This window comes from Corynebacterium sp. MSK074, assembly GCF_030229735.1.
Lineage (GTDB): Bacteria > Actinomycetota > Actinomycetes > Mycobacteriales > Mycobacteriaceae > Corynebacterium.
In genome coordinates, this window is sequence record NZ_JASPIX010000003.1 from 158038 (window position 1) to 170063 (window position 12026).

General features: G+C 60.9%; 10 protein-coding genes. 3 read left to right on the plus strand and 7 right to left on the minus strand.

The annotated features are described in order from the left end of the window. Positions 1–58: 58 nt before the first annotated feature. The 6 genes from QP965_RS04580 to QP965_RS04605 form a co-directional block, all read right to left on the minus strand. Entirely contained in the window at positions 59–775 is a 717-nt protein-coding gene (locus QP965_RS04580) for an SDR family oxidoreductase (RefSeq protein WP_284844188.1), read from the minus strand. 65 nt (positions 776–840) lie between these two features. Next, positions 841–2055: an alkylhydroperoxidase domain protein gene (locus tag QP965_RS04585; RefSeq protein ID WP_284844187.1), complete on the minus strand. Its 1215-nt coding sequence runs from the start codon at positions 2053–2055 to the stop codon at positions 841–843. Positions 2056–2084: 29 nt separating this feature from the next. Continuing rightward, a complete protein-coding gene (locus tag QP965_RS04590) occupies positions 2085–3707 on the minus strand; it encodes a dipeptide ABC transporter ATP-binding protein (protein WP_284844186.1) in 1623 nt (540 codons plus the stop codon). Beyond that, positions 3707–4519, minus strand: coding sequence for an ABC transporter permease (locus tag QP965_RS04595; protein WP_284844185.1), 813 nt, complete (start codon positions 4517–4519; stop codon positions 3707–3709). Before QP965_RS04595 ends, QP965_RS04590 begins: the two co-directional genes overlap by 1 nt. Beyond that, complete coding sequence (locus QP965_RS04600) at positions 4516–5526, minus strand: ABC transporter permease (RefSeq protein WP_284844184.1); 1011 nt, start codon at positions 5524–5526, stop codon at positions 4516–4518. Before QP965_RS04600 ends, QP965_RS04595 begins: the two co-directional genes overlap by 4 nt. Before the next feature lie 3 nt (positions 5527–5529). Further along, positions 5530–7185, minus strand: coding sequence for a TIGR04028 family ABC transporter substrate-binding protein (locus QP965_RS04605; RefSeq protein WP_284844183.1), 1656 nt, complete (start codon positions 7183–7185; stop codon positions 5530–5532). A 202-nt stretch (positions 7186–7387) separates the two neighbouring features. Between QP965_RS04605 and QP965_RS04610 the strand changes: the two genes are divergently transcribed. Beyond that, positions 7388–9256: an FAD/NAD(P)-binding protein gene (locus QP965_RS04610; protein WP_284844182.1), complete on the plus strand. Its 1869-nt coding sequence runs from the start codon at positions 7388–7390 to the stop codon at positions 9254–9256. Positions 9257–9291: 35 nt separating this feature from the next. Here the strand turns inward: QP965_RS04610 and QP965_RS04615 are convergent, their stop codons facing one another. Continuing rightward, a complete protein-coding gene (locus tag QP965_RS04615; RefSeq protein WP_005327269.1) occupies positions 9292–10449 on the minus strand; it encodes a cystathionine gamma-synthase in 1158 nt (385 codons plus the stop codon). Positions 10450–10593: 144 nt separating this feature from the next. Here QP965_RS04615 and QP965_RS04620 point away from each other — a divergent pair, with 144 nt between their 5' ends. Both QP965_RS04620 and QP965_RS04625 read left to right on the plus strand, forming a co-directional pair. Then, positions 10594–11604: a mechanosensitive ion channel family protein gene (locus QP965_RS04620; protein WP_284844181.1), complete on the plus strand. Its 1011-nt coding sequence runs from the start codon at positions 10594–10596 to the stop codon at positions 11602–11604. Beyond that, positions 11605–11988: a globin gene (locus QP965_RS04625; protein ID WP_150851439.1), complete on the plus strand. Its 384-nt coding sequence runs from the start codon at positions 11605–11607 to the stop codon at positions 11986–11988. Positions 11989–12026 lie beyond the last annotated feature (38 nt).

The window sequence follows — 12026 nt, forward strand, 5'->3', positions numbered from 1 at the left end:
GACACCCCTGGAAACCAAACCCATTAATGTGTGATGTCCATTACCACTACTTGCGTTCCTACTTGCGCAGATGTAACTCGATTCGCGGCCTGACCTGGATTTCCGTCAGCTGAGTGGTGGGGCCTGCCTCTACCACGGTACGAATGGCACGAGCCACCTCAGCCGGGGCAATAACCTGGGAGGGATCATAATCCTGCAACCCCTTAAGCATCGGGGTATCGGTAGGCCCTGGAGCCACGGTGGATACGCGGATTCCCGGCTCAGAGATGCGCAGTCCATCGGCGAGTGCATACAACGCGTGCTTGGTCGCCGCGTAGATGACGTTATCGCCGTAGCTGTGGCGTCCAGCGCCAGAGTTAATAAAGACCACGGTGCCTTCCGCTTTGCGCAGCTGCGGCAGCAAGGCGCGGGTCAGTTCTGCAGGGGCATGCACGTTGAGGTCCATGTGCGCACGCCAATTTTCCGGCGTGGCTTCCTCCACGGAGTACTTGGTAGCTCGTGCAGCAGCGTGGACGAGCACGTCCACGCGGTCCAGCTCCGGCAGTTTCATGCCTTCATCGAGGCCGGCGACGAGGTCGATGACTACCGGCGTAATGGAGTCCGATTCGGGCAGATCCGCCGCGCTACGCCCCAGTGCGTACACATGGTAATCACCGGCCAGGTCAGCGATGATTTCGCGGCCCATGCCGCCGGTAGCGCCGGTGACAACGGCGACCTTCTGCGGGGTTTCGCTCTCCGCGTGTGCTGGTGCGGTGGCATTCTTTGTATCAGTCATGCCGCCCCATCATAGGGATCCTTCGCCTTCAGCGCCGCACCGGAGCAGTCACCGGCGGTAGCCGATTAACGGAAGCGCTTAGGCACGTCCGGCTGGCCCAGGGTGAGCATCAAGCGATTAGCCCAGTTGAAGAAGGAGGAAGCGTAGATAAGGTCCAAGATGGACTGCTCATCGAATCCCGCCCCACGCAGGTCCGCGCATAGTGCCGCATCGAAGGCGAAGGGGGTTTCCGTCAGTGCTACGGCGGCGCGACGGATAAGGTCCCATTCCTTTGAGCCAAGGTCGGCGTCGATGCCCTCGTCCAAGAGGCGGTCTACGATTTCACGGTCGCCACCCTCCTGGACGCACCGCGCCTGGTGCACGGAGGCACAGTACTCGCAGCCGTTGTAGCGCGAGGCCACAGTAGCGGCGAGCTCGCGGTCCGCACGGGAGAGCCCACCTTCGGTGTTATAGAAAATGTCCAGGTCAGTCAGCGTGCGCGCCTTCAAGGCCGCAGGGTCGCGGGCGAGCAAGCGGAAGTACTCGGAATCGATACGCTCTGGCTTGATGAGGGCATCGGTATGCACCGCGGTAAAATCCCCCTTCGCCAGCGCCTCTACCCAAGGCTTCCAGCCCAGAGAGTGGTTGACAAAGTGGTCCGGCAGCACGGTATCGGGCTGCAACGTAGTCGCGGTTACCTCCCAGCCCGGATCGGCCACGCCGCCGGCGCGCTCGGCTGCGGGGTGAGACGCGGAATCCTCGCCAGAAAGTACGCGCAGGCCGTGGACCACGCGCAGCTGGAAGGCCAAAAATGCCACCAGCTGGGACAGGCTGACGATCTCCGTGGCGGACCATCCTGCGGCATCGAGGTGCCCGATGGCCTGCGGGGAGGCATCCTTGGGGTGGAAAGCCAGAAGGTGCGCCCAATCGAAGGCCGCAGCTAGGCGCGTGCCCAGCGCGGCTTCCGCGGCGGTATCGCCGAAGATAAGGAAATCACCCTGGTGATACGGGCCGGTGGACACACCGCGCTGGCTCGCGGCGCGCACGGCGGCAACAAGGTCCTCGTCGGCCTCATCTTCCAGCAAGTCGAAGTAGAAATCCGCAGCCTCGCTCGCCTGGTGGATTGCAGCGGTAAAAGCCGCCACGGCATAGCGCTCCGTATAGGAGAACTCGCCTGGTTCTGCTGGCTCGAGCAAAGCGCTAAAGCTCAGTTGCGCATTGTCCTGCGCATCGTGGCGCGCACGGCGTAGCTGTTGCACCTCGGCGCTGGCGTGGGAGAGTTCATTAATAATGTCGGTCATATTCTCAGTCCAACCTTTCTGGGGCGCGGTTATAGCCCCAAGTTTAGGTCTCCGGCACGATAGCGGGAGCCTGGGATGGCGTCAATTAGCTGTCGCGTGTACTCGGTTTCCGGATGCGCAAAGACCTGCGCGGTAGGTCCGGATTCCACTTGCGTGCCGTGGGAGAGCACGGAAACGGTATCGGAAATTTGGTTGACTACCGCCAGATCGTGGGAAATGAAGATATAGGTAAGCTCCAGCTCGCGCTGTAGCTCGTCGAGCAAGCGCAGGATCTGCGCCTGCACGGTGACGTCGAGCGCGGACACGGCCTCATCGAGCACCACGAGATCGGGCTCAATGATCATGGCGCGGGCGATGGCCACGCGCTGGCGCTGACCGCCGGAGAGCTCGCGGGGACGGCGGGAAGCCATGGAAGAATCCAAGGCCACCAAATCAAGAAACTCGCGTGCTTTGGCACGCGCATCCCGCTTGGAAGCGCCGGTGAAATTGCGCACCGGTTCGGCGATGGTATCGCCAATGCTCAAGCGCGGATCCAGCGAGCCAAAAGGATTTTGGTAGACCATCTGGATCGAACGGCGCAGCTCGCGACGGCGCTTGCCACGGGCGGAGCTAATCTCTTCCCCGCCCAAGCGAATGCTGCCGGAGGTGGGCGTGCTCAACAAGGAAATGGCTCGGCCGGTGGTTGTCTTACCGGAGCCAGACTCCCCCACCAATGCATGGGTGGTGCCGCGGGCCACGGAAAAGTTGATGTCTTCCACCGCGGTGAAATCCCCGAAGCGTTGTCTCAGCCCTTCCACCTCGAGCAAGGTTTCGCGGTGCGCGGGCGCCGCGGCCCGCACAGGAGCTGCGGCCTGGGAGGAAGTGGGGGCGGTGAGCGAGGGGGCGTCGGCAAGCAGGCGCTTGGAGTAGGCATGCTGGGGATCGGTGAGTACGCGGGCAGCAACGCCCGACTCGCGGACGGTGCCCTTTTCCATCACCACGATGTTATTGGCACGGTCGCCCGCCACGGCCAGATCATGGGTAATGAAAAGGATGCCCATGGTGAGCTCTTCGCGCATCTCATCCAGGAGGTCCAGGATGATCTTCTGCACGGTGACATCGAGCGCGGAGGTAGGCTCATCGGCGATGATGAGCTCCGGCTCCAATGCCACGGCCGCGGCAATGAGCACGCGTTGCTTCATGCCGCCGGATAGCTCATGCGGGTACTGGTCATAGCGGCGCTGCGGATCTTCAATGCCCACGCGCTCCAAAAGCTCCAGTGCACGCTTCTTCCGGGAGGCCTTATCGCCTTGCCCGTGGATGGCCATGCCCTCCTCCACCGAGGCACCGATGGTCTTGAGAGGGTTAAGCGAGTTATTGGGATCCTGCGGAATAAGTCCAATGCGGCGACCGCGCAGCTCCCGCCATTGCTTTTGGGAATACTGGGTAACGTCGCGGCCGTCGAAAGTAATGGTGCCAGAAACGATCGACGCATTGTCTGGCAGCAGGCCAATGGCGGCCATGGCGGAGGTGGACTTGCCGGAACCGGACTCGCCAACGATGGCGGTCATTTCGCCAGGGTTTACCTCGAGCTCAATGCCGCTTACCGCTTCTACCTCACCGTGCGCGGTGCGGTAGGTAATGGATAGATCACTAATGCTAAGCAGGGACATTAGGCCGCCTTTCGCAGTGTCTGGCTGAGGTGATTAGCCGCGAGGACCACGGCGACGATCACAATGCCCGGGGCGATGGTCAACCAGCCGGCCGTGGCGATGTAATCGCGCGATTCAGAGATGAGCAAGCCCCATTCCGGGGTTGGGGGCGGAGCGCCATAGCCCAGGAAGCCAAGGGTGGCTAGCTGCAAAATGGCCAGGCCAAATTGCAGGGCTGCTACAGCGAAGACCGCAGTGAGTGAATTGGGAAGAATATGGCGCACGAGCACCTGGAAGGAAGAACCGCCGGAGCCATAGGCGGCCTCGACGAAATCGGAGCCGGCAACACTAAGTACCTGGGAGCGTGCAAGGCGCGCAAAGGTGGCCACCGAGGTGATACCTACGGCGATGGCGGCATTGAAGATGCCGTGGCCCAGCACGATGATGACGGACAGGGAGAGCAGCAGGCCGGGGATGGACAGCAGCACATCCACGATGCGCATGATGACGGCATCGACCCAGCCGCGGCGCACGCCGGCGATGATGCCCAAGATGGTACCGACGATGAGGCCGAAAAGGATGGCCAGGAGCGCGCCTAGTAGGGATTGGCGCGCGCCATAGACTACGCGGGTATAGAGGTCGCGGCCGACGGCATCGGTGCCGAACCAGTGCTGGAAGCTGGGTTGCAAGAGCGCCGTGGTGTCCCCACCCTGGTTAGGGTCTTGGGAGGTAAATAGTTGGGGGAACAGCGCGCAGAGCACCGCCAGGCCCAGCACAATCAGCGAGATGATGGTGCCCGGGGTGAGCTTCAGCTGTGTGGATTTAAGCTTCATGCTTGGACCTTCTTCTCGTTCGTTGCGGTGGTACCGGCGGTGGTGGCAGCGGTGGCGGAGCTGTCAGGTGTAGTGCCGCGCTCGCGCAGGCGCACGTCAAGCACTGGGTAGAGCAGGTCCACAAGCAGATTGATAAGGACAAAGACGGCGGCGGCTAGCACCACAATGGCCAGCAGCACCGAGGTATCGCGGTTAGCCACCGCATCCACGGTGAGCGCACCGATGCCGTGGCGGGCGAAGACCGCTTCCGTCACCACGGAGCCGCCGACGAGCTCACCAAAGGTAAGGCCGGCCATGGTCAGCGCCGGCAGCAGCGCATTGCGCAGGACGTTGCGCCACAACAACCAGGCGCCGCTAGCACCCTTGGCGCGGACTACCTGCACGAAGGACATATCCATGACCTCATCGATGGAGCGCAGCAGCACCTGCGCCAGCGGCGCGGCCACAAAGATGGCCAGGGTAATGACCGGCAGGATGAGACTTTGGGCATCGCTTGCGCCGATGACCGGCACCCAGCCCAAGCCAAAGGAGAATATCTGAATCAAGATGATGCCGATCCAGAAGGTGGGCAGGGAAACCATCACGGAAGGCAGGCTGCGGAAGAAACTGCGCAGCCAAGAAAAGGGGCCAAAGGTGGAGACAATAGCCACCACGAAGGCCAGGACCACGCCTACGAGGAAGGCGAAGACCGCCAGCGCCAGCGTGGAAGGAAGGGCATCTGCCAGCATCTCCGATACGGCGGTACCGGTGGCGACGGAAAAGCCGAAATCACCGGTGAGGAATCCGCCGAGCGCGCTGAAGTAGCGGCTTAAGATCGGCTCATCGGCACCATAAACCTCGCGGATGGCGGCCAGCTGCTCGGCGTTGAGACCCAAGTTGGGGTTGTCATAGCGGGTCGCGACGGCGTCACCAGGCAGTGCTGCTAGGAGGATGAAAGAAAGGGTGAAGGTTGCCCAGATGACGAGCACGGCTTGGCCGATGCGCAGGGCAATAGTTTTCAGGCTCATGGTTTAGTCCTCCCCTTCTGTGGGGTTGATGTCTACCGCATAGAACGACGGACGGCCAATGGCCTCGGTGCTAAAGCCCTCGATATAGGGCTGGAAACCATAGACCTGCGGCTCTTCAAACATGGGCAGGATATAGGCCTGTTCGGACAGATAGTCCTGCATGCGGCCGGTCATGGCGAGGCGATCCTTTTCACTGCTGAGGTTGAAGTAGTCCTCCACCAGTTTCTGCAGCTTCTCATCGCCAAAGCTATCGGTCTTCTCGTCATAGTTGAGGAAAGAATTGCGCCCGGTGCCATCCAGCCACGTGGCCAAGGTGTCCACATTGGCACGGCCGGTCATGTTGTGGCGTACCTGCACGGTGTCTTGGTCCTTCATGGCCTTTTGCTGCGCAGAGCGGTCGCCTGGGTTGAGGTTGGCCTCGATGCCGACGTTCTTGAGCATCTCCTGAGCCTTGGTGAACATCTCTTTAGAGCGCGGCTGTGGGACGGCTTCATTGAAGGTCACGGACAGGCGCTTGCCGTCCTTTTCGCGAATGCCCTCTTCACCTGGGCGCCAGCCGGCCTCATCGAGCAGGCGCTTGGATTCTTCTGGATCGAAGGCATAGTTCGCGGACTGATCCTTATAGCCAATAGCCGTCTTGGCCAGAATCGATGTGCCCTTGGGGTAGGAATCAGAAAAGAGAGTGTCCAGGATGTTGTCGCGGTCAATGGCGTGGATGATGGCCTGGCGCACTCGCTTGTCTTCCAAGAGTGGATGGCGGAAGTGGAAGTGGAAGCTATTGTTCACGCCACGGGTAGGGGCGGCGAAAATCTGCAGGTTTTGATCCTTCAGGTGTTTCTCATCGGGAGCTTCGATCTGGCGCGCGACATCGGACTGGCCGGCTACAAGCGAGCCCACGCGCACGGAGTCTTCGGCCGCGAGCACGATATTGATGCCCTCAATATCGGCCGGGCCCTGGTGGTCCTTGCGGGCCGGAGGCGCCCAGTCATAATCCTCGCGCTTCTTGAGCACCAGCTTGGTGCCCAGCTCTTCTTCCTCAATGACGAAGGGACCAGAACCGGAAATCGCGGTGGCGTTGCCCGGCGCGAAGCCGGTGTCATCCAAATCCAGGGTGTCATTAGAAAGCAGGCCCTGGTTCATCACGGAGGTGGACTGCGGGAAGCCTGGGGAAGGCTCGCTGAAGTAGAACTTCACCGTGTAGTCATCGATGACCTCGGACTTTTCATAGTTGGGCAGCTGCTCCGATGGAGTGAGCATGCGATCTTCGTCGCCTAGGGCATAAAGGTCATAGTTCTTCTTCACGTTCGCGGCATCTAGGCGGGAGCCATCAGAGTAGGTCACGCCCTTGCGAATCTTGAAGGTGAATTCGGTGTTGTCCTTGTTTGCCTTGGGCATCTCCTCCGCAATCCACGGGTGCAGCTCGAGGGTATCCGGGTCCTGCCAGAGCAGGCGGTCCGTGATGTTATTGAGCACACCACCGTTGGGGTAATAGCCGCCGGAGGGTGGATAGAGGTTGTTGAACATATTGGGCTCGACATAGGTGACCATGCCATCTTCCGCGGCGTGGGAAGTAGAGGCGCACGAGGTAAGCGAGAGAGCTAGCGCGCCGCTGGCCAGGACCGCGGCCACGGGCCGCAGGAGCCGAGAAAGTTGCTTCATAAAAGCTCGAGTTCCTTTAAGTCTTAAGTAGTACTCGCCCATTAGACCACACCCATACCTCAAAATACAAGACTGGGCGGTCTACCGTATTACCTGCCAAAACGGCGACACAACAGGACCTCGGTATACTACCTAGTCTATTTTGTTCTTACTGCCAGGTCCAATGATCCTGAAAGGGCCTGAATGTGGCACGATAGGAGGTATGTCTACTCCAGCAATCGCGATCGTCGGCATGGGCCCGCGCGGCATTTCTATCTTGGAACGCCTCTCTGCCCGCATGGACGATTCCAGCGACCCCATTACCGTCCACCTCATTGATGACGCCCAACATGGCGCCGGCCGCATCTGGGAAACGGACCAAACCAAGACCCTGTGCATGAATACTCGCGCCGGCGCGGTCACCCTCTTTACCGAGCCCGGCTCCACCGTTGATGCCCCTGTGCTCGAGGGTCCCATTCAATACGAGTGGATTCAGCTGTTGCGCGGCGATGGCGAGAATATCTCCGCCGCCAAGCGCGAGCTTTTTGAGCAGCACCCTCCGGCCGCACATATTGCCCAGGACTACCGCGAGGAACTCGCGGCTACCCGCCCCGAATCCAACCCTTCACGCGCACTATATGGCGAATACCTGCGCTGGGTCTATGACGTGGTCATTGCGCGGCTGCCCAAGAGCATTTCCACCGTGAATCACTTCAGCAGGTTGGAGACCATCACTGAGGACGGTCGCCAAGACGTCCTCCATCTGGCCGATGGCTCCGAGGTGCGCGCCGATGCCACGGTGCTGGCCTATGGCTGGATGGTTCCGGAATACAACGAGCAAGAAGAGCAGTTGGCCGCTTCCGGTTTGAACTGGATCGCCCCCAATAACCCGGTAGAGCAGGACTACGCCTCCATTCCGGGCGGCGAGGACGTGCTGGTGCGCGGTCTGGGCATGGGTTTTTATGACATCATGGCGCTGACCACCATCGAGCGCGGCGGCAGGTTCGTGGAGGATCCTTCTGCGCGCTCCGGCCTGCGCTATGAGCCTTGCGGCCAGGAGCCCAACTTCATCATTTCCTCCGGCCGCGGCTACCCCTACCACCCCAAGTCCGAGTACGGCGAGCTGCCGCCGACCATGCCGCGCCGCCGCCTGCAGGAGGTCATTGCGGAGCTCAGCGGCACCCAGGACATCGACTTTGACTCCCAGGTTTGGCCTGCCATCGCGCGCGATAGCTACGAGGCCTATATCACCACCTTGGAGCGCGTGCGCCCGGATTCCCTCCTGCGCCCACGCGCGGAAATCCTCGAGGTCATCGATGCCACCGCCCCCGATGAGCTGGGCGAGGCCATTGCGCCCATGGTCACCGAGCCATGGGACATGAACGATCTCATGTACCAGATTGCCGGGTTTACCGGGGACATCGCTGAGCTCACTGAGCACATTGCCCAGTCCATGGAAGGCGATATTCGGGAGGCCGCCGCCGGCCACGACTCCCCCATCAAGGCCGCGCTGTGGTCGCTTTCGCAATCGCGCAAGCCGGCCTCCATCCTCGGCGCAGAGGGCCGCTACACCCGCGAGTCCCGCACCGGCCGCTACGGCCAGGTCATGTCCTTTGGCCAGATGATCGGCTCCGGCCCGCCGCTCTTCCGCGTGCGCCAGTTGCTCGCGCTTGTCGACGCCGGCCTGGCCCACTTCCTAGGCGATCACCCCACCGTGTCCATCGAGGCCGATCACTTCACCTTGACCTCCGGCCCGCGCTCGGCTTCGGCGCCCACGCTTGTCGACGCCTTTATGCACCGCCCCGATATCCGCACCGCCGGCGATGCCATGACGCGCTGCTTGGTGGATTCCGCCCGCGTGCGCCCCTTCCCCGATCACGGCCAGCCCACCGGTTCGCCGGAAACGGATGGGGTCACACGCCGCACCGTTCACCCGGACGGCGAGTTGGATGCACGCCTGCACATCGTGGGCATCCCCACCTATTCCCAGTGGCCGGACACCACCATTTCCCCCATGCCGGGCACGGACCCGCTCATGCTGCAGGAAACCGACAAGGCCGCCGGTTCACTCCTTGCCGTGGTGCGCTCCTAGCCACCGCACTTGCGCTATGGGCCCAGTGCCGCGGCCTATAGCGCGTCGAGGGCCTGCTCCAAGTCCGCGAGCAGGTCATCGATGTCCTCGATACCGATGGAGATGCGCACCAGATCCTCCGGCGGCACCAGCTCGGACCCTTCCGCGGATACGTGCGTCATATTCTTTGGATGCTCGATGAGCGATTCCACTCCGCCCAGCGATTCTGCCAGGCAGATAAGCCGCGTATTGAGGCAGATCTGCTTGGCATGCTCCGCGCTGTGGAAGCGCACGGACATCATGCCACCGAAGCCACGCATCTGCTGTGCCGCCAGTTCATGCCCTGGGTGCTCCTTGAGCCCCGGGTAGAGCACCTGCTTGACCTCGGGTCGCGCCTGCAAGAATTCCGCTACTCGCTGCGCATTCGCGCAGTGGCGGTCCATGCGCACCGACAGCGTCTTAATACCGCGGGCGGTTAAGTAGGCGTCGAAAGGCGAGCTCACCGCACCCACATTGCCCTGGAAGTAGAGCAGGCGCTCGTCCACGTGGGCGTCATTAGTAACCACTGCGCCACCGAGCACATCGGAATGCCCGCCCAGGTACTTGGTGGTCGAATGCAGCACGTGGTCCGCTCCGAGTTCCAGCGGGTTCTGCAGGTAGGGCGTAGCAAAAGTATTGTCCACCAGTACCTGCGCATTGCCCTTAATCTTGGCCACCGCGGCAATATCGGTGATATTTAGCGCCGGATTAGTGGGCGTTTCTAGCCAGATGAGCTTGGTATTTTCTTGGACCGCGGCCGCAACCGCGGCGGTATCGCTGGTGTTCACGATGGACATCTCCACGCCCCACTCGGTGAAATCATTGAGCAGACGGTAAGAACCACCGTAGGCATCATTACCCAAAATGACGTGATCTCCTGGGCGCACCAGGATGCGGATCAAGGTATCGGCAGCGGCCATGCCGGAAGAAAACACGCGTGCATACTCCGCGCCTTCCAGCGCCGCTAGAGTGCGCTCCAGCGAACGCACGGTTGGATTGGCCACGCGGCCGTATTCGAATCCGCCGCGCAGCTGCGCCAAGCCGTCTTGTGCAAACGTGGTTGAGGCATAAATGGGCACGTTAATAGAGCCCATGTGCGGATCCGGGTGATAGCCGCCATGGATGGAACGGGACGTAAAGCCTTGAGCGAGGTTCTGCGTGCTGCGTTCAGTCATAGCACCACAGTCTAGACCAAGCTGTTCATTTCCAACCGAGAGATGGGTATTTATTTTCACACTCTCAGACACCCACGACTCATCGCACTTTCAGCCTCTGCCCTTACAATGGGCGCAGTTCATTTTGTCCTCGACTAAGAAAGAATGATGAATACGCAATTCTTAGCATCCGCCGCTTCCACCACGGACTCGGCCATCGAGTCCGTGTCCAATTTTTGGAATGACGAGAAGGTACAAAGCTGGCTTATCGAGCGCCCGATTCGCATCGCTATCATCCTTATCCTGGCCATTATCGCCCACTGGCTCCTCCACCGAGTTATCAACAAAGTGGCCGAAAATAGCATCAAGTCCTCCGGGCTAGATAAGCAGCGCCTGCGCGGGAAATTCAAGGGCCGCGCCAATCGCCCCGAGCTCAGCCAACAAGAAGAGGCCATGCGCCAAACCCGCGAGACCCGGCGCGCCTCCCGCATCAAGACACTTGCCGGCGTAGCCCGTTCCGCCGCCGCCATCTTCGTCTGGGTGTGGGCCGTTATCGCCATCCTGGATGAGTTAGAGGTCAACGTAGCACCGCTTATCGCCTCCGCCGGTGTCATCGGTGTCGCCCTCGGCTTTGGCGCACAGGCGCTGGTGAAGGACTTCCTTTCTGGCATCTTCATGCTCATTGAGGACCAGTACGGCATTGGTGACGTGGTTGATTTGGGCAATGGCGTCTTTGGCGATGTCGAGTCCATCTCCCTGCGCATCACCACGGTCCGCGATATCGATGGTGCCCTGTGGTACGTGCGCAACGGTGAAATTCTCCAGGTGGCCAACCACTCCGATGAGTACTCCGTTGCCCGCATCCAGATTCCAGTAGGCCTTTCTAATGACCCAGAAGTGGCCGGCGAAGTCATTGAGAACGCAGTGAAAGAAGCCGCACAGGACGATAAGGTACGCAAGCTCATCCTCAGCACGCCCCGCGTGGACGGCATGTCCGGCTTTGAGCCGGATTATGTTTCCTTCCGAGTCTCGACCAAGACCTTGCCGGGCAAGCAGTGGGACGTGCAGCGCTTCCTACAGTCCCGCGTGCTCAATGTCATGCACACTAAAGGTATTACCACCCCCTACCCGCACGGCATCGGCATTGCCGATCCCCGCAAGGAAGAAGACGAGTAAATGGATTCTGTTTATGAGGCCATCGGCGGCATGGAGACCTTTGAGCGCCTCGTCCACGGCTTTTATTCCCAGGTCAAAGAGGACGATGTCATTGGCCCGATGTACCCCGATAACGACTGGGAAGGCGCAGAACAGCGCCTTACCTGGTTCTTGGCGCAATACTGGGGCGGCCCGCAGCTATTTTCTGAAAACCGAGGGCACCCGCGCCTGCGCATGCGCCACGCCCCCTACCCCATCGATATCACCGCCCACGATCGGTGGCTAGAGCTCATGGGCAACTCCCTCGCGGACATAGACGAGGAAACCATCCCACCCGCCTACCGCGAGATGATGTGGGATCACATGCAGCGCGTGGCCGCCATGATGATCAACAAGGCCCCGTAACCACGCGAGGCCCTTCAGCGCAGATAACTCAAGCCCGG